The sequence below is a fragment of the Salmonella sp. 32070601201500089SM genome, from assembly GCF_017573605.1.
In the GTDB taxonomy this organism is placed as follows: domain Bacteria; phylum Pseudomonadota; class Gammaproteobacteria; order Enterobacterales; family Enterobacteriaceae; genus Salmonella; species Salmonella enterica.
This window is the reverse complement of sequence record NZ_JAGETK010000011.1, coordinates 147,054-166,086: the sequence shown is the minus strand read 5'-3', so window position 1 is coordinate 166,086 and position 19,033 is coordinate 147,054. Positions and strand designations below refer to the sequence as shown.

The window sequence follows — 19,033 nt, the reverse complement described above, 5'->3', positions numbered from 1 at the left end:
TTACGGGCCGTAAGTAACGAAGTTTGATGCAAATGTCAGATCGTATGCGCCTGTTAGGGCGCGGCTGGTAAGAAAGCCTTACAGGCGCATCAGAAAAACCTCCGGCTATGCCGGAGGATATTTATTTTATTTCGGCTGTTTCTGGATGACGACGATGGGACGGCGTCTCAACGGGATTTATACGGCGGTCTCTGTGGTCACGCAGGTGGTGAGCGGGCGAGTAAAAGACGTGTAATGTTGCGTGACAAGCGCCATTTTGCATGGTACTGAAACAGACTTTTTTTTATTTTTATCATCGCTAATCTTATACGCGTTATCGCATGGTGCTTTAACGTGTTTAGTACAAAGGAATGATAATGAAAAAGGTTTTTTTGCTTGCAGCGCTTTTTGCTATGTCCAACTCCTCTTTCGCGGCAATGGCTGAAAGTTGTCAGCAATATTTTAATGATATTGATGCCCTGGTTGAGCAGGCTGCAGCAACGAGTGAACAGGCAAAACAGCAATTTGACGCGATGAAGCCTCAACTCGAAGCGTCAAAAAAACAGTTGGAAACTGTAGCTGCATCTGACCAGGATGCTGCGTGTAAGCAGGCTCTGGCGTCAATGGTTCAGATTAAACAGGATCTGGGATTAAAATAAGATAGATACCAGCAATAAGCGATGAGTATCGCTTATTGCTGGTCGTTTTGGTATCAACGCATAAACTCAGGCTGCTTGTCTTCGTACTCGGCAATCGCGTCTTCGTGCTGCAGCGTCAGCCCAATGCTGTCCAGACCGTTCAACATGCAGTGGCGGCGGAAGTCGTCGATTTTAAAGCTATAGGTTTTATCGCCTGCTTTCACCACCTGTGCTTCCAGATCCACTTCAAAATGAATCCCCGGATTGGCTTTCACCAGAGCAAACAGCTCATCGACCTGTGCGTCGCTCAGGGTTACCGGCAGCAGTTGGTTATTGAAACTGTTGCCGTAGAAGATGTCGGCGAAGCTTGGCGCGATCACCACTTTAAAGCCGTAGTCGGTCAGCGCCCACGGCGCGTGCTCGCGTGACGAGCCGCAGCCAAAGTTTTCCCGCGCCAGCAATATCGACGCGCCTTGATATTCCGGAAAGTTCAACACGAATTCCGGATTTGGCTGTTGGCCCTTTTCGTCCAGGAAGCGCCAGTCGTTAAACAGATGGGCGCCAAAACCGGTGCGCGTAACCTTCTGCAAAAACTGTTTAGGGATAATTGCATCGGTATCGACGTTGGCGGCATCCAGTGGGACAACCAGGCCGGTATGCTGGGTAAATTTCTCTGCCATGGTAGTTTCCTTATTTGATGCTGCGAATGTCGGCGAAGTGGCCGGTAACGGCGGCAGCGGCGGCCATCGCCGGGCTAACCAGGTGAGTGCGACCCCCGCGGCCCTGACGGCCTTCAAAGTTACGGTTGCTGGTGGAGGCGCAGCGCTCGCCCGGGTTCAGGCGGTCATTATTCATGGCCAGGCACATGGAACAGCCTGGTAAGCGCCATTCAAATCCTGCTTCGATAAAGATCTTGTCCAGACCTTCCGCTTCCGCCTGCGCTTTCACCGGACCTGAACCCGGCACCACCAGCGCCTGCACGCCCGGCGCAACTTTGCGCCCTTTGGCGACTTCCGCCGCCGCGCGCAAATCTTCAATGCGCGAATTGGTACAAGAGCCGATAAAGACTTTATCGATAGCAACATCCGTTAACGGTACGCCCGGCTGTAAGCCCATATAAGCCAGCGCTTTTTCGGCGCTGGCGCGCTCAACCGGATCGCTAAAGGAGGCGGGATCGGGGATGATGTCGGTGACGGAAATCACCTGGCCCGGATTCGTGCCCCAGGTCACCTGCGGCGCGATCTCTTCTGCTCGCAGGGTGACGACAGTATCAAAGGTCGCGCCGTCATCGGTTTTCAGCGTTTTCCAGTACTCGACGGCTTCGTCAAAATCGCGGCCCTTCGGCGCGTGCAAACGCCCTTTTACGTAGTTGAAAGTGGTTTCATCCGAGGCGACCAGACCGGCTTTGGCGCCCATCTCAATCGCCATATTGCACAGCGTCATGCGGCCTTCCATACTCAGCGCGCGGATAGCGTCGCCGCAAAATTCAACCACGTGTCCGGTGCCGCCGGCGCTACCGGTTTTACCGATGATCGCCAGCACGATGTCTTTGGCGGTAATGCCCGGCGCGGCGCTGCCCGTGACTTCAATCTTCATGGTTTTAGCGCGCCCCTGTTTCAGGGTTTGCGTCGCCAGTACATGTTCTACCTCAGAAGTGCCGATGCCGAAGGCCAGCGCGCCAAACGCGCCGTGGGTGGCGGTGTGGGAGTCGCCGCAGACGATGGTCATGCCCGGCAGGGTGACGCCCTGTTCCGGCCCCATCACATGGACGATGCCCTGATATGGGTGATTCAGGTCATACAGCTCGACGCCGAACTCGTTACAGTTCTTAATCAGCTCCTGCATCTGGATACGCGCCATTTCACCGGAGGCATTAATGTCTTTAGTCTGCGTCGAGACGTTGTGATCCATCGTGGCGAAGGTTTTCCCTGGCTGACGTACCGGACGATGGTGCGCGCGCAGACCGTCAAACGCCTGCGGAGAGGTGACTTCATGCACCAGGTGGCGATCGATGTACAGCAGCGGCGTTTCGTTTGGCGCCTCAAAGACCACGTGGGCATCAAATAATTTTTCGTATAACGTTTTGGCCATGATTACACCCCTTCTGCGACATAGCGGGCGATAATATCGCCCATCTCATCGGTACTGACTGCGACAGCGCCCCTGGCTAAATCGCCGGTGCGAACGCCCTCTTCTAATGCGCGATTGATCGCCTGTTCAATGGCCGTTGCCGCATCGTTGGCATCCAGGCTGTAGCGCAGCAGCAGCGCCAGCGACAGGATCTGCGCAATTGGATTGGCGATATTTTTCCCGGCGATATCCGGCGCGGAGCCGCCAGCCGGTTCATACAGGCCAAATCCTTGCTCGTTCAGGCTGGCGGAGGGCAACATCCCCATTGAGCCGGTGATCATGGCGCATTCGTCGGACAGAATGTCGCCGAACAGGTTAGAGCACAGCAGTACGTCAAACTGCGACGGGTCTTTAATCAACTGCATGGTGGCGTTATCGATATACATGTGCGCGAGTTCCACATCGGGATACGTTTTCGCGACATCATTGACGATTTCACGCCACAGGATAGAGCTTTGCAGTACGTTGGCTTTATCAATAGAGGTGACTTTACGGCGGCGTTTACGCGCCGATTCAAAGGCGATACGGGCAATGCGCTCGATCTCAAAGCGGTGATAAACTTCGGTATCAAAGGCTTTTTCGTACTGACCGCTGCCTTCACGGCCTTTTGGCTGTCCGAAATAGATCCCGCCGGTCAGCTCGCGCACGCACAGGATATCGAAACCGTTAGCGGCGATATCGGCGCGCAACGGGCAAAATGCTTCCAGCCCCTGATACAGTTTCGCCGGACGCAGGTTACTGAATAATTTGAAATGTTTGCGCAGCGGCAGCAGGGCGCCGCGCTCTGGCTGGCTTTCCGGGGGCAAATTTTCCCATTTCGGGCCGCCGACGGAGCCAAACAGAATGGCATCCGCCTGCTCGCACCCTTCAACGGTGGCTTTCGGCAGTGGATGACCATGATTGTCGATAGCAATACCGCCGACGTCATAGTGGCTGGTGGTTATACGCATATCAAAACGGCTGCGTACCGCATCCATAACTTTCAGGGCTTGCGCCATGACTTCCGGGCCGATACCGTCGCCCGGCAGTACGGCAATATGATAGTTCTTCGACATTACACGGTTTCCTTGTTGTTCTCTTTATTTTGAGCTTTGCGTTGCAATTCTTTTTCAACTTCGGCGGCGCGCCAGATATTGTTCAGTACGTGCACCATCGCTTTGGCGGAGGATTCGACGATATCCGTCGCCAGCCCGACGCCGTGGAAGCGGCGACCATGATGGTTCACGACGATATCGACCTGACCCAGCGCGTCTTTGCCCTGGCCTTTGGCGTTCAGGTCGTATTTAACCAACTCAACGTCGTAGCCAGTGATGCGGTTAATCGCCTGATAGATGGCGTCGACCGGGCCGTTGCCGTTCGCCGCCTCGGCCTTGATCTCTTCACCACAGGCCAGCTTCACGGAAGCGGTGGCGATATCGCTGGAGCCGGACTGCACGCTGAAGTAATCCAGACGGAAATGCTCTGGTTCTTCTTGCTGTTTATTAATAAACGCCAGCGCTTCCAGGTCATAGTCGAACACCTGGCCTTTTTTGTCCGCCAGCTTCAGGAACGCGTCGTACAGGTGGTCCATGTTGTAGTCTGTGTCCTTGTAACCCATCTCTTCCATGTGATGTTTCACGGCGGCACGGCCAGAGCGGGAGGTCAGGTTCAGCTGTATCTGGTTCAGACCGATGGACTCTGGCGTCATGATTTCATAGTTTTCGCGGTTCTTGAGGACGCCATCCTGGTGGATGCCGGAAGAGTGGGCGAAAGCGCCGCTGCCGACAATCGCTTTGTTGGCCGGGATCGGCATGTTACAGATCTGGCTGACGGTCTGGCTGGTGCGCCAGATTTCGTGGTGATTGATGTTGGTGTGTACGTTCATGATGTCTTTGCGCACTTTAATCGCCATGATCACTTCTTCCAGTGCGCAGTTACCGGCACGTTCTCCGATACCGTTCATCGCGCCTTCAACCTGACGCGCGCCCGCGTGTACTGCCGCCAGCGAGTTGCCTACTGCTATCCCTAAATCGTCGTGGGTATGAACGGAGATGATAGCTTTGTCGATATTGGGGACACGTTCATACAGGCCGGAAATGATTCCCGCGAACTCAAACGGCATGGTATAGCCCACGGTATCGGGAATATTAATGGTTCTCGCGCCGGCGTTTATAGCGGCTTCCACCACGCGCGCCAGATCGTCAACAGGCGTCCGGCCAGCATCTTCGCAGGAGAACTCTACGTCATCAGTGTAATTACGCGCCCGCTTAACCATGTATACCGAGCGTTCGATGACCTCATCCAGCGTGCTGCGCAGCTTGGTGGCGATGTGCATTGGCGAGGTGGCGATAAAAGTATGGATGCGAAACGCGTCGGCGACCTTCAGCGCCTGTGCCGCGACGTCGATGTCTTTTTCTACACAACGCGCCAGGGCGCAAACGCGACTGTTTTTGATGGTGCGGGCGATGGTTTGGACGGATTCAAAATCACCCGGAGAAGAGACCGGGAAGCCCACTTCCATGACATCGACACCCATGCGCTCAAGGGCCAGGGCAATCTGCAGCTTCTCTTTCGCGCTCAGGCTGGCCTGTAACGCTTGTTCGCCGTCGCGTAAGGTCGTATCAAAAATAATGACTTGCTGGCTCATGATGTGGTCCTTGTCTCCAGGGGCGCCTTGCGTCAGGCATAAAAAAACCCGCGCAACGGCGCGGGTTTTGTTTGACTTCGAGCTGACTTAATGTTGAATGCCGCCCACCGGTCTACCGCGCACAATAAATGCGTTGAGTAGTAGTAGCCCAGTGAAACGAACGATATGTGACATTAATTCAGCTCCAGCGAATGCGTTATGCTTTTAGTGGTACTGGATATGCCGTTTAATGTCAACTCTATTTTCTGTCGCCATTGCATTTTGTTGACGATATCCGGATACGTACTTTAGCTAATTGTGCTGGGCTGCGCGTCCAATAAAGGATAAAAGAACGAGTGGATATTCATACTTTTCATTGTTTGAAATATTTAGGCATTTTTGTTTGCAAATTGGTTAGGGGAATGGCCTGTTAAAGGTATGCTAAAGGTTTGGTTTATCTTTTTGATTTGTTTTATATTTTAACAAATAACCTTGTTTGCTTAATGGATAAGGATAAAGTTATTGATAAATTAATGTTAACTTTTTAGCTATTAATAATATAAACATTTAATTGAAACTTAAATGATCATTCACTTGGTGTATGATTGTGTATTCGCCATAGTTATGGTTATATTGCTTGCGTAATTTAAACATTATGAATCGCAATGGTGTGACTCAGGACACATTACGCTTGCGCTGGCATTCTATTTGTCTCTGTCAGCGTCTTTATGTTTTCCGAATTTTAACGCTTTCCCTTTTTCTTATTTTATATGCATGGTAAATCATATTTTCAGGAATTATTTCTGCCTTCAGCCAGAAAAAGGGAGTTAAGCGTGACAGTGGAGTTAAATATGCCAGAGGTCAAAACCGAAAAGCCGCATCTTTTAGATATGGGCAAACCACAGCTTCGCATGGTTGATTTGAACCTATTGACCGTGTTCGATGCGGTAATGCAAGAGCAGAATATTACGCGCGCCGCCCACACGCTGGGAATGTCGCAGCCTGCGGTCAGTAACGCCGTAGCGCGTCTGAAGGTTATGTTTAATGACGAACTTTTTGTTCGATATGGACGAGGAATTCAGCCGACTGCCCGTGCATTTCAGTTATTTGGTTCAGTCCGTCAGGCGTTGCAATTGGTACAAAATGAATTGCCGGGATCGGGGTTTGAGCCGACCAGCAGCGAACGTGTATTCAATCTTTGCGTGTGCAGTCCGCTGGATAATATCCTGACGTCACAGATTTATAATCGTGTAGAAAAAATTGCGCCAAATATTCATGTCGTTTTTAAAGCGTCGTTGAATCAGAATACTGAGCATCAGCTACGCTATCAGGAAACCGAGTTCGTTATTAGTTATGAAGAATTCCGTCGTCCTGAGTTTACCAGCGTACCGCTATTTAAAGATGAAATGGTTTTAGTCGCCAGCCGAAAACACCCGCGTATTAGCGGCCCGCTACTGGAAGGCGATGTTTATAATGAACAACATGCGGTTGTTTCTCTCGATCGTTATGCGTCATTTAGTCAGCCGTGGTATGACACGCCGGATAAACAGTCGAGCGTGGCTTATCAGGGCATGGCGCTTATCAGCTTTCTGAACGTGGTTTCGCAGACGCATTTGGTCGCTATTGCTCCGCGCTGGCTGGCGGAAGAGTTTGCGGAGTCGCTGGATCTGCAAATATTGCCGTTGCCTTTAAAACTGAATAGCCGGACATGCTACCTTTCCTGGCATGAAGCGGCTGGGCGTGATAAAGGGCACCAATGGATGGAAGATTTATTAGTTTCTGTTTGTAAGCGATAAAACCGGGCAGAATAAATCAGAAACAAATTCTGGTTTATTCTGCTTTTTTGCGTATATCAAAAATTTTATGCTGATTTAACGGTGAGCGATTCTTTTCGTCGTTGTGAAAAATAGATGAATTGCTGTAAGTCTGCATTTATAAGCGATTATTTATTACCTGGTGTGATTCAGACGGAGTATTTCTCCATTTCTTCTCTTCTTGCCTCCTGATTATTCTAACCTTCCCCATCTTTACGTCATTCCACCCAATTGCCAGGCGTGATAGCGAGCGGTTAAGGTGTCCGTCAAACCGTGATGACAGGTATAAAGTGGAGGCAAGCCGTGGAGATGTTGTCTGGAGCCGAGATGGTCGTCCGATCGCTTATCGATCAAGGCGTAAAGCAGGTGTTCGGCTATCCTGGAGGCGCAGTGCTTGATATTTATGATGCGCTACATACCGTTGGAGGGATCGATCATGTGCTGGTGCGTCATGAGCAGGCCGCGGTGCATATGGCGGATGGCCTGGCGCGAGCCACTGGCGACGTTGGCGTGGTGCTGGTGACTTCCGGACCGGGAGCGACCAATGCGATTACCGGGATTGCTACGGCCTATATGGATTCCATTCCGCTGGTGATTCTTTCCGGCCAGGTCGCCACCTCATTGATTGGCTATGATGCCTTTCAGGAGTGCGACATGGTGGGGATTTCCCGACCGGTGGTCAAACATAGCTTCCTGGTCAAACAGACGGAAGATATTCCCCTGGTGCTTAAAAAGGCCTTCTGGCTGGCGGCAAGCGGACGTCCTGGGCCGGTGGTCGTGGATTTGCCGAAAGATATTTTGAATCCGGCGAAAAAAATGCCGTATGCCTGGCCGGAGACGGTCAGTATGCGCTCTTACAATCCCACAACATCAGGACATAAAGGACAAATTAAGCGTGCCTTGCAAACGCTGGCGTCGGCAAAAAAGCCGGTGGTCTACGTTGGGGGAGGGGCGATAAGCGCGGCCTGCTATGCGCCGTTGCGCCACATCATTGAAACCTTTAACCTGCCGGTGGTCTCTTCATTAATGGGACTGGGCGCGTTTCCTGCTACTCATCGCCAGTCGTTAGGAATGCTGGGAATGCATGGCACTTATGAAGCCAATATGACCATGCATAACGCCGACGTGATTTTCGCTGTTGGCGTACGATTTGACGACCGCACGACGAATAATCTCGCTAAATATTGTCCGAACGCGACGGTATTACACATCGACATTGACCCGACGTCCATATCCAAAACGGTTAACGCTGATATCCCGGTGGTGGGCGATGCCCGCCTGGTACTGGAACAAATGCTGGAGCTACTGGCGCAGGATGCGCCGTCTCAGCCGCAGGATGATATTCGCGACTGGTGGCAGCAGATAGAGATCTGGCGCGCCCGTCAGTGCCTGAAATATGACGCGGAAAGCGAAAGCATTAAACCCCAGGCGGTGATTGAAACCCTCTGGCGTCTGACGAAGGGCGACGCGTACGTGACGTCCGATGTAGGACAACACCAGATGTTTGCTGCTCTCTATTACCCGTTCGATAAACCACGTCGCTGGATTAATTCCGGCGGGCTCGGCACGATGGGTTTTGGCCTACCGGCTGCGCTGGGCGTTAAAATGGCCCTGCCGAAAGAAATGGTGGTCTGCGTGACCGGCGATGGCAGTATACAGATGAACATTCAGGAGCTGTCGACAGCCTTACAGTATGAACTGCCGGTACTGGTTCTGAACCTGAACAACCGTTATCTGGGGATGGTAAAACAGTGGCAGGATATGATCTATTCCGGTCGCCATTCTCAGTCTTATATGCAGTCGTTACCGGATTTTGTGCGCCTGGCGGAAGCATATGGCCATGTCGGGCTGCAGATTAACCACCCGGATGAGCTGGAAAGTAAACTCAGCGAAGCCCTTGAGCATGTGCGTAATAACCGACTGGTGTTCGTCGATGTCACCGTTGATGGCAGCGAGCATGTCTATCCGATGCAGATTCGCGGGGGCGGGATGGACGAAATGTGGTTAAGCAAAACGGAGAGGACCTGATGATGCGCCGGATTTTATCGGTATTACTGGAAAACGAATCTGGGGCGTTATCGCGGGTTATCGGCCTCTTTTCGCAACGCGGATATAATATTGAAAGCCTGACCGTCGCGCCGACAGACGATCCGACGTTGTCGCGCATGACTATCCAGACGGTAGGCGATGAAAAAGTGCTTGAGCAAATTGAAAAGCAACTGCACAAGCTGGTTGATGTGCTGCGCGTCAGCGAGCTGGGACAGGGAGCGCACGTTGAGCGGGAAATCATGCTGGTGAAAATCCAGGCCAGCGGCTACGGACGGGAAGAGGTGAAGCGTAATACGGAAATTTTCCGTGGTCAGATTATTGACGTTACGCCAACGTTGTATACCGTTCAACTGGCGGGCACCAGCGATAAACTGGATGCTTTTCTGGCCTCGCTGCGCGATGTGGCGAAAATTGTTGAAGTGGCGCGTTCAGGCGTCGTCGGGCTTTCGCGCGGCGATAAGGTTATGCGCTGAGCAGATTCGCCGGATGACGACGCGCTTGCGTTTTATCCGGTCTACAGGCTGATATCTGGCCCAGGTCCGATAAGCGTAGCGCCATCAGGCAGGTTTGCCGGATATCAGCCAACAGGAATTATCGCCCAACCCAATATCACCGGTTGGGCTTTTTTTTGCGAAATCCGTGGTAACCCGGAATAAAAGCGGTTGCCGGAGTGATCAAACTGCGCTTAGATGTTAACGATTTTAACCCATGCCGACATAAAGGTTATGGTTTGTACAATTTACACAAGGGGCAATTGTGAAACTGGATGAAATCGCTCGGCTGGCCGGTGTCTCGCGCACAACTGCAAGCTACGTTATAAACGGTAAAGCAAAGCAATACCGCGTGAGCGACAAAACCGTAGAAAAAGTCATGGCGGTAGTGCGTGAGCACAATTACCATCCTAACGCTGTGGCTGCCGGGCTGCGTGCTGGACGCACACGTTCCATTGGTCTGGTGATCCCGGACCTTGAAAACACGAGCTACACCCGTATCGCAAACTATCTTGAGCGCCAGGCACGCCAGCGTGGCTACCAACTGCTGATCGCCTGTTCTGAAGATCAGCCGGATAACGAAATGCGCTGCATTGAGCACCTTTTGCAACGCCAGGTGGATGCAATCATTGTTTCAACTTCGTTACCGCCGGAGCATCCCTTCTATCAGCGCTGGGCCAACGATCCGTTCCCCATCGTCGCGCTCGACCGCGCGCTGGATCGCGAACATTTCACCAGCGTGGTCGGCGCCGATCAGGATGATGCCGAGATGTTGGCGGAAGAGCTGCGTAAATTCCCGGCAGAAACGGTGCTTTATTTGGGCGCGCTGCCGGAGTTGTCCGTCAGTTTCCTGCGCGAGCAGGGTTTCCGCACCGCATGGAAAGACGATCCGCGGGAGGTGAATTTCTTATATGCCAACAGCTATGAGCGCGAAGCCGCCGCGCAGCTGTTTGAGAAATGGCTGGAAACGCATCCTATGCCGCAGGCGCTCTTTACGACATCGTTCGCGCTATTACAGGGCGTGATGGACGTAACGCTGCGGCGCGATGGAAAACTGCCTTCGGATTTAGCGATTGCGACCTTCGGCGATCATGAGCTGCTGGATTTTCTGCAATGCCCGGTACTGGCGGTGGCGCAGCGTCATCGTGATGTCGCGGAACGCGTGCTGGAGATTGTGCTGGCAAGTCTTGATGAACCGCGTAAACCGAAACCCGGCTTAACGCGTATTCGGCGAAACCTGTATCGTCGCGGCATTCTGAGCCGTAGCTAAAGGACCGGCGGTAAAAGACTCTCTCTTCTGCCGCCGTCAAACAAATGCGTATCAGTAAAAATATCCCTTAAATAATTAAGATTATTCCTTAAAATTATCCGAAAATTCTTTTTTATTACCTTTCTTTTGTCCGAAATCGTCCATATTCCACTAATTAAGACGTAACGAGTCTTTTCCTTTGTCTTGTTTTGTTACAAGCAGGCAAGAAATCGTCGAATTAACAGCCACTTTTTGTCTTTGGCGCGACAGTCGCTCGTAGGCGCTGGTATAGCAGGCACCGCACACGTTAAACAGGCACTGTTAACACGGTGCAATATGTCCTAAAATGCCGCTCGCGTCGCAAACTGACACTTTATATTTTTCTCGGATTATATTGAGTCCGTTTTAAACGGCGGTGGGCCTTTGGTTTTTTTCTTACAAATATTCATAACGTTAATTTGGCTTGCACGCTGGGCGGAAATTAATCAACGCAGATATTCGCCGTAAACATTGGCTTTTTTACTTAGGTAAGCGTTGTGACTTGCTTGACAAGCTTTTCCTCCGCTCCGTAAACTCCTTCGAGTGGGAATTTGTGGGATAAAGTGGTAAGAAGGGGTGAGACTGGCATGTTCCGGGGGGCAACGTTAGTCAATCTCGACAGTAAAGGGCGCCTGACCGTGCCGACCCGTTATCGGGAGCAACTGATCGAGAGCGCTACCGGTCAAATGGTATGTACCATTGACATCCATCACCCATGCCTGCTGCTTTACCCCCTGCCTGAATGGGAAATTATTGAGCAAAAGTTATCTCGTCTGTCGAGCATGAACCCGGTAGAACGTCGCGTACAGCGTTTACTGTTGGGCCATGCCAGCGAATGTCAGATGGATGGTGCAGGTCGATTACTGATCGCGCCAGTTCTGCGGCAACATGCCGGACTGACGAAAGAAGTGATGCTGGTTGGACAGTTCAACAAATTTGAGCTGTGGGATGAAACGACCTGGTATCAACAGGTCAAGGAAGATATCGACGCTGAACAGTCAGCTACCGAAACGTTATCGGAGCGGCTGCAGGACTTGTCTCTATAAGATGATGGAAAATTTTAAACACACTACGGTACTGTTGGATGAAGCCGTTAATGGGCTGAATATTCGTCCGGATGGTATCTATATTGATGGCACATTTGGTCGCGGCGGCCACTCGCGCCTGATCCTCTCGCAACTGGGCGAAGAGGGGCGCTTGCTGGCGATCGATCGCGATCCGCAGGCGATCGCCGTTGCGCAGACCATTAATGATCCTCGCTTCTCCATCATTCATGGACCTTTTTCCGCGCTGGCTGATTATGTAGCCGAGCGCGAGCTTACCGGCAAGATTGACGGGATCCTTCTCGATCTTGGCGTCTCTTCTCCGCAGCTTGACGATGCGGAGCGCGGTTTTTCATTTATGCGCGACGGTCCGCTGGATATGCGAATGGACCCGACGCGCGGCCAGTCTGCCGCCGAGTGGTTACAAACGGCGGAGGAGGCGGATATCGCCTGGGTGCTGAAAACATTCGGCGAGGAGCGTTTTGCCAAACGTATTGCTCGCGCCATTGTTGAGCGCAATCGCGAACAGCCGATGACCCGCACCAAAGAGCTGGCGGAGGTGGTTGCGGCGGCGACCCCGGTAAAAGACAAATTCAAACATCCCGCGACCCGTACCTTCCAGGCGGTGCGCATCTGGGTAAACAGTGAACTGGAGGAGATAGAGCAGGCGCTAAAAAGCTCGCTCAGCGTACTGGCCCCAGGCGGGCGGCTTTCAATCATCAGTTTCCACTCGCTGGAAGACCGTATTGTGAAACGCTTTATGCGTGAGCAAAGCCGCGGTCCGCAGGTGCCGGCGGGATTACCGATGACGGAAGCGCAGCTCAAAAAACTGGGCGGTCGTGAGTTACGAGCGTTAGGCAAGTTGATGCCGGGTGAAAAAGAGGTAGCTGAAAATCCTCGGGCCCGTAGTTCAGTTCTGCGTATCGCAGAGAGGACGAACGCATGATCAGCAGAGTGACAGAAGCCCTAAGCAAAGTGAAGGGATCGATAGGAAGCAACGAGCGCCATGCCTTGCCTGGCGTGATCGGTGACGATCTTTTGCGGTTCGGGAAGCTGCCACTCTGCTTGTTCATTTGCATCATTTTAACGGCGGTGACGGTGGTCACGACGGCGCACCATACTCGTTTACTCACCGCGCAGCGTGAACAACTGGTTCTGGAGCGCGATGCATTGGACATTGAATGGCGCAACCTGATCCTTGAAGAAAATGCGCTCGGCGATCACAGCCGGGTAGAGCGGATCGCAACGGAAAAGCTGCAAATGCAGCATGTTGATCCGTCCCAAGAAAATATCGTAGTGCAAAAATAAGGATAAACGCGACGCATGAAAGCAGCGGCAAAAACGCAAAAATCGAAGCGCCAGGAAGAACAGACCAACTTCATCAGTTGGCGTTTTGCGTTGCTGTGCGGCTGTATTTTACTGGCGCTGGTTTTTTTACTTGGACGCGCGGCGTGGCTACAGATTATCGCCCCGGATATGCTGGTGCGTCAGGGTGATATGCGTTCGCTGCGTGTTCAGGAAGTCTCCACCTCACGCGGTATGATTACCGACCGTTCCGGGCGTCCACTGGCGGTCAGCGTACCGGTTAAGGCGATCTGGGCCGACCCGAAAGAAGTTCATGACGCCGGCGGCATCAGCGTTGGCGATCGCTGGAAAGCGCTTTCTACTGCGCTCAATATTCCGCTCGATCAGCTCTCCGCCCGTATCAACGCCAACCCGAAAGGGCGTTTTATTTATCTGGCGCGCCAGGTAAATCCTGACATGGCGGACTACATCAAAAAACTCAAACTGCCGGGGATTCATTTGCGTGAAGAATCACGCCGCTACTACCCGTCAGGAGAAGTAACCGCTCACCTCATCGGTTTTACCAACGTCGACAGTCAGGGGATTGAAGGCGTTGAAAAGAGCTTTGATAAGTGGCTTACCGGTCAGCCTGGCGAGCGAATCGTGCGTAAAGACCGCTATGGTCGCGTGATTGAGGATATCTCCTCCACTGACAGTCAGGCAGCGCACAACCTGGCGTTAAGCATTGATGAACGCTTACAGGCGCTGGTTTACCGCGAACTGAACAACGCGGTGGCGTTTAACAAGGCGGAGTCCGGTAGCGCGGTGCTGGTCGATGTCAATACCGGTGAAGTACTGGCGATGGCGAATAGCCCTTCCTATAACCCCAACAACCTTGCCGGTACGCCGAAAGACGCGATGCGTAACCGTACCATCACCGACGTGTTTGAACCGGGTTCTACGGTTAAGCCGATGGTGGTGATGACTGCGCTTCAGCGCGGTATCGTCAACGAAAATACGGTGTTGAATACCGTTCCATACCGAATTAACGGCCACGAAATTAAAGACGTGGCGCGCTACAGCGAATTAACCCTGACCGGGGTTCTACAGAAGTCGAGTAACGTCGGTGTATCCAAACTGGCGTTAGCGATGCCGTCCTCAGCGTTAGTAGATACTTACTCACGTTTTGGGCTAGGAAAGGCGACCAATTTGGGGTTGGTCGGAGAACGCAGTGGCTTATATCCTCAAAAACAACGGTGGTCCGACATAGAGAGGGCCACCTTCTCTTTCGGCTACGGGCTAATGGTAACGCCGTTACAGTTAGCGCGAGTCTATGCAACGATCGGCAGCTATGGCATTTATCGCCCGCTGTCGATTACCAAAGTTGATCCGCCTGTACCCGGCGAACGCATCTTCCCTGAATCCACCGTACGCACCGTGGTGCATATGATGGAAAGCGTGGCGCTGCCGGGCGGCGGCGGCGTGAAGGCGGCAATTAAAGGCTACCGTATCGCGATTAAAACCGGTACGGCGAAAAAAGTGGGGCCGGACGGTCGCTACATCAACAAATACATTGCTTACACCGCAGGCGTCGCGCCTGCGAGTCAGCCGCGCTTCGCGCTGGTGGTTGTCATCAACGATCCGCAGGCGGGTAAATACTACGGCGGCGCCGTTTCCGCGCCGGTATTTGGTGCCATCATGGGCGGCGTTCTGCGCACCATGAACATCGAACCGGACGCGCTGGCAACGGGCGAAAAAAATGAATTCGTAATTAATCAAGGCGAGGGAACAGGTGGCAGATCGTAATTTGCGCGACCTTCTTGCTCCGTGGGTGGCTGGACTACCCGCGCGAGAACTGCGAGAGATGACGCTCGACAGCCGTGTGGCTGCGGCGGGCGATCTCTTTGTGGCAGTGGTGGGTCATCAGGCGGACGGGCGTCGATATATCCCGCAGGCGATAGCGCAAGGCGTAGCTGCCATTATTGCAGAGGCGAAAGACGAGGCGACCGACGGTGAGATTCGCGAAATGCACGGCGTACCGGTCGTCTATCTCAGCCAGCTCAATGAGCGTTTATCTGCGCTGGCGGGCCGCTTTTACCATGAGCCATCTGAAAACATGCGTCTGGTGGCGGTGACCGGCACCAATGGCAAGACCACCACCACCCAACTACTGGCGCAGTGGAGCCAGTTGCTCGGCGAAACCAGCGCAGTGATGGGAACGGTAGGTAACGGACTGTTGGGTAAAGTGATCCCAACGGAGAACACAACCGGTTCCGCAGTGGATGTTCAGCATGTGCTGGCCAGTCTGGTTGCGCAGGGCGCGACCTTCGGCGCGATGGAAGTCTCTTCTCACGGCCTGGTGCAGCATCGCGTGGCGGCGTTGAAATTTGCCGCCTCCGTGTTTACTAATTTGAGCCGCGACCATCTCGATTATCATGGCGATATGGCGCATTACGAGGCGGCAAAATGGATGCTTTATTCCACCCACCATCATGGTCAGGCAATCGTCAACGCCGATGATGAAGTTGGACGCCGCTGGCTGGCGTCGCTACCCGATGCGGTCGCGGTATCAATGGAAGGGCATATCAACCCTAACTGTCACGGTCGTTGGCTGAAAGCGGAGGCGGTGGAGTACCACGACCGCGGAGCGACGATTCGTTTTGCTTCAAGCTGGGGTGAAGGCGAAATCGAAAGCCGCTTGATGGGCGCGTTTAACGTCAGCAACTTACTGCTGGCATTGGCGACGCTGCTGGCGCTGGGCTATCCGTTAACGGATTTGCTGAAAACCGCCGCGCGTTTGCAGCCGGTTTGCGGGCGTATGGAAGTGTTCACTGCGCCAGGCAAACCGACGGTGGTGGTGGATTACGCGCACACGCCGGATGCGCTGGAAAAAGCGTTGCAGGCGGCGCGCCTGCATTGCGCCGGAAAATTGTGGTGCGTCTTTGGCTGTGGCGGGGATCGTGACAAAGGTAAGCGCCCACTCATGGGGGCCATTGCCGAAGAATTCGCGGATATCGTCGTGGTGACTGACGATAACCCGCGTACCGAGGAGCCGCGCGCCATTATCAACGATATTCTGGCCGGAATGCTGGACGCCGGGCAGGTCAGGGTAATGGAAGGCCGCGCTGAGGCGGTAACCAATGCCATTATGCAGGCAAAAGACAATGACGTCGTGCTGATTGCAGGTAAAGGGCACGAGGATTACCAGATTGTCGGCACGCAGCGTCTTGATTATTCAGACCGCGTGACCGCAGCGCGTTTGCTGGGGGTGATCGCATGATTAGCGTAACGCTCAGCAAAATTGCCGATGTCCTTGGCGCCGAACACCGCGGGGCGGATCTCACGCTCGATACGGTCATTACCGACACACGGAAAGTGACGCCGGGATGCCTGTTCGTGGCGCTGAAAGGGGAACGCTTTGATGCGCATGATTTTGCTGATAAAGCAAAAGCGAACGGCGCTGGCGCCCTGCTGGTCAGTCGTCCTCTGGATATCGATCTTCCGCAGGTGATTGTAAAAGACACGCGTCAGGCATTTGGCCAACTGGCCGCCTGGGTACGTATGCAGGTACCGGCGCGGGTGGTGGCGTTAACCGGTTCGTCCGGCAAAACCTCGGTCAAAGAGATGACCGCCGCGATTCTTAGCCAGTGCGGAAATACTCTGTATACCGCAGGCAATTTTAACAACGACATCGGCGTGCCGATAACGCTGCTGCGCTTAAACCATGATTATGACTATGCGGTAATCGAGTTAGGCGCTAATCACCAGGGAGAAATCGCCTGGACCGTTAGCCTGACGCGCCCGGAAGCGGCGCTGGTCAATAACCTGGCGGCGGCGCATCTGGAAGGTTTCGGCTCGTTGGCCGGCGTGGCGAAAGCGAAAGGCGAAATCTATACCGGTTTGCCTGAGAACGGTATCGCGATTATGAATGCCGATAATAATGACTGGCTGAACTGGCAAAGCATTATTGGCGATCGTCAGGTGTGGCGCTTTTCGCCGAATGCGGCAAACAGCGACTTTACCGCTGCGAATATCCACGTGACGTCACACGGTACCGAATTTACCCTGCAAACGCCGATGGGCAGCATTGATGTGCTGCTGCCGTTGCCGGGGCGGCACAATATTGCCAACGCGCTGGCGGCCGCTGCTTTATCAATGGCGGTGGGGGCGACGCTGACGGCGATTAAAGCAGGGCTGGCGGCGTTAAAAGCCGTACCCGGGCGTCTGTTCCCGATTCAGCTAAGTGAAAACCAACTGGTACTGGATGACGCTTATAACGCCAACGTCGGTTCGATGACCGCCGCAGTGCAGGTCCTTTCTGAAATGCCCGGATACCGCGTGCTGGTGGTAGGCGATATGGCCGAGCTGGGCGCAGAAAGCGAAGCGTGCCACCTCCAGGTTGGCGAGGCCGCAAAAGCGGCGGGTATTGATCGCGTGTTAAGCACCGGAAAACTCAGTCAGGCTATCAGCCACGCCAGCGGCGTCGGCGAACATTTTGCCGATAAAGCCGCGCTCATTGCGCGTTTACACGCTCTGCTTCAGGAGCAACCAATGATGACTATTTTAGTGAAAGGATCACGCAGCGCCGCGATGGAAGATGTGGTTCATGCGTTACAGGAGAAAGGTTCATGTTAGTTTGGCTGGCCGAGCATTTGGTCAAATATTATTCCGGCTTTAACGTCTTTTCTTATCTGACGTTTCGCGCCATCGTCAGCCTGTTGACCGCGCTGTTCATCTCTTTATGGATGGGCCCGCGTATGATCGCTCGTCTGCAAAAACTCTCTTTTGGCCAGGTGGTACGTAACGATGGCCCGGAATCGCACTTCAGTAAACGCGGTACGCCGACGATGGGCGGCATCATGATCCTGACGTCGATTGTGATTTCCGTTCTGTTATGGGCTTACCCGTCTAACCCGTACGTCTGGTGCGTGCTGGTGGTATTGATCGGCTACGGCATTATCGGTTTTGTCGATGACTACCGCAAAGTGGTGCGGAAAGATACCAAAGGGCTGATTGCGCGCTGGAAATATTTCTGGATGTCGGTTATCGCGCTCGGCGTGGCCTTTGCGCTTTATCTCGTCGGGAAAGACACGCCCGCGACCCAACTGGTGGTGCCGTTCTTTAAAGATGTTATGCCGCAATTGGGGCTGTTTTACATTCTGCTGTCCTACTTTGTTATCGTCGGTACGGGTAACGCCGTAAACCTGACCGACGGGCTTGATGGCCTGGCGATCATGCCGACTGTTTTCGTTGCCGCCGGCTTTGCGCTGGTGGCCTGGGCGACCGGGAACATGAACTTCGCCAATTACCTGCATATTCCGTATTTACGCCATGCGGGCGAGCTGGTGATTGTCTGTACGGCGATTGTCGGCGCGGGATTAGGATTCTTGTGGTTTAACACCTATCCGGCGCAGGTTTTTATGGGCGATGTCGGATCGCTGGCGTTGGGCGGTGCGTTGGGCATTATCGCCGTGCTGCTGCGTCAGGAATTTCTGCTGGTGATCATGGGCGGCGTCTTTGTGGTGGAAACTCTGTCGGTCATCCTGCAGGTGGGCTCCTTTAAACTACGCGGACAGCGTATTTTCCGTATGGCGCCTATCCATCACCACTATGAACTGAAAGGCTGGCCGGAACCGCGCGTGATTGTGCGCTTCTGGATTATTTCGCTGATGCTGGTGCTGATTGGCCTGGCAACGCTGAAGGTACGTTAAT

General features: G+C 53.4%; 17 protein-coding genes. 12 read left to right on the top strand and 5 right to left on the bottom strand.

The genetic code is table 11. From position 1 onward, the window contains the following. Positions 1-356: 356 nt before the first annotated feature. Positions 357-638 carry a DUF5339 family protein gene (locus J4728_RS17625; protein WP_208212151.1) on the top strand — a complete coding sequence of 94 codons (282 nt, stop codon included), beginning with the start codon at positions 357-359 and terminating at the stop codon, positions 636-638. 53 nt (positions 639-691) lie between these two features. Here the strand turns inward: J4728_RS17625 and leuD are convergent, their stop codons facing one another. The 5 genes from leuD to leuL form a co-directional block, all read right to left on the bottom strand. Beyond that, entirely contained in the window at positions 692-1,297 is a 606-nt protein-coding gene (gene leuD, locus J4728_RS17620) for a 3-isopropylmalate dehydratase small subunit (protein WP_000818265.1), read from the bottom strand. A 10-nt stretch (positions 1,298-1,307) separates the two neighbouring features. Further along, complete coding sequence (gene leuC, locus J4728_RS17615) at positions 1,308-2,708, bottom strand: 3-isopropylmalate dehydratase large subunit (RefSeq protein ID WP_208212149.1); 1,401 nt, start codon at positions 2,706-2,708, stop codon at positions 1,308-1,310. A gap of 2 nt (positions 2,709-2,710) precedes the next feature. After that, the gene (leuB, locus tag J4728_RS17610; RefSeq protein ID WP_206225907.1) at positions 2,711-3,802 is read right to left on the bottom strand and encodes a 3-isopropylmalate dehydrogenase; all 1,092 of its coding nucleotides are present in this window, start codon (positions 3,800-3,802) and stop codon (positions 2,711-2,713) included. Then, positions 3,802-5,373 carry a 2-isopropylmalate synthase gene (leuA, locus tag J4728_RS17605; protein WP_208212147.1) on the bottom strand — a complete coding sequence of 524 codons (1,572 nt, stop codon included), beginning with the start codon at positions 5,371-5,373 and terminating at the stop codon, positions 3,802-3,804. The genes leuB and leuA overlap by 1 nt, the downstream gene beginning before the upstream one ends. Positions 5,374-5,460: 87 nt before the next feature. Continuing rightward, the gene (leuL, locus tag J4728_RS17600; RefSeq protein ID WP_001575587.1) at positions 5,461-5,547 is read right to left on the bottom strand and encodes a leu operon leader peptide; all 87 of its coding nucleotides are present in this window, start codon (positions 5,545-5,547) and stop codon (positions 5,461-5,463) included. A gap of 656 nt (positions 5,548-6,203) precedes the next feature. On the opposite strand from leuL, the gene leuO reads away from it, so the two are divergent. From leuO to mraY, 11 genes are all read left to right on the top strand, one after another. Further along, complete coding sequence (gene leuO, locus J4728_RS17595; protein WP_208212145.1) at positions 6,204-7,148, top strand: transcriptional regulator LeuO; 945 nt, start codon at positions 6,204-6,206, stop codon at positions 7,146-7,148. Positions 7,149-7,469: 321 nt separating this feature from the next. Then, positions 7,470-9,194, top strand: a complete 1,725-nt coding sequence (gene ilvI / locus J4728_RS17590; protein ID WP_176208128.1) for an acetolactate synthase 3 large subunit — start codon at positions 7,470-7,472, stop codon at positions 9,192-9,194. A gap of 2 nt (positions 9,195-9,196) precedes the next feature. Further along, complete coding sequence (gene ilvN, locus J4728_RS17585) at positions 9,197-9,688, top strand: acetolactate synthase small subunit (RefSeq protein WP_001750262.1); 492 nt, start codon at positions 9,197-9,199, stop codon at positions 9,686-9,688. A gap of 283 nt (positions 9,689-9,971) precedes the next feature. Next, positions 9,972-10,976, top strand: coding sequence for a catabolite repressor/activator (gene cra / locus J4728_RS17580; RefSeq protein ID WP_000762406.1), 1,005 nt, complete (start codon positions 9,972-9,974; stop codon positions 10,974-10,976). Between the two features lie 605 nt (positions 10,977-11,581). Continuing rightward, on the top strand, positions 11,582-12,040 hold the full coding sequence (gene mraZ, locus J4728_RS17575) for a division/cell wall cluster transcriptional repressor MraZ (RefSeq protein WP_000488294.1): 459 nt from the start codon (positions 11,582-11,584) through the stop codon (positions 12,038-12,040). 1 nt (position 12,041) lies between these two features. Then, a complete protein-coding gene (rsmH, locus tag J4728_RS17570) occupies positions 12,042-12,983 on the top strand; it encodes a 16S rRNA (cytosine(1402)-N(4))-methyltransferase RsmH (protein WP_000970444.1) in 942 nt (313 codons plus the stop codon). After that, entirely contained in the window at positions 12,980-13,345 is a 366-nt protein-coding gene (gene ftsL / locus J4728_RS17565) for a cell division protein FtsL (protein WP_000625651.1), read from the top strand. Before rsmH ends, ftsL begins: the two co-directional genes overlap by 4 nt. A gap of 15 nt (positions 13,346-13,360) precedes the next feature. Further along, complete coding sequence (ftsI, locus tag J4728_RS17560; RefSeq protein WP_000642235.1) at positions 13,361-15,127, top strand: peptidoglycan glycosyltransferase FtsI; 1,767 nt, start codon at positions 13,361-13,363, stop codon at positions 15,125-15,127. After that, positions 15,114-16,601 carry a UDP-N-acetylmuramoyl-L-alanyl-D-glutamate--2,6-diaminopimelate ligase gene (murE, locus tag J4728_RS17555; RefSeq protein ID WP_000775084.1) on the top strand — a complete coding sequence of 496 codons (1,488 nt, stop codon included), beginning with the start codon at positions 15,114-15,116 and terminating at the stop codon, positions 16,599-16,601. The genes ftsI and murE overlap by 14 nt, the downstream gene beginning before the upstream one ends. Continuing rightward, complete coding sequence (gene murF / locus J4728_RS17550; RefSeq protein ID WP_000626637.1) at positions 16,598-17,956, top strand: UDP-N-acetylmuramoyl-tripeptide--D-alanyl-D-alanine ligase; 1,359 nt, start codon at positions 16,598-16,600, stop codon at positions 17,954-17,956. Before murE ends, murF begins: the two co-directional genes overlap by 4 nt. Next, entirely contained in the window at positions 17,950-19,032 is a 1,083-nt protein-coding gene (mraY, locus tag J4728_RS17545) for a phospho-N-acetylmuramoyl-pentapeptide-transferase (RefSeq protein ID WP_000964141.1), read from the top strand. The genes murF and mraY overlap by 7 nt, the downstream gene beginning before the upstream one ends. Position 19,033 lies beyond the last annotated feature (1 nt).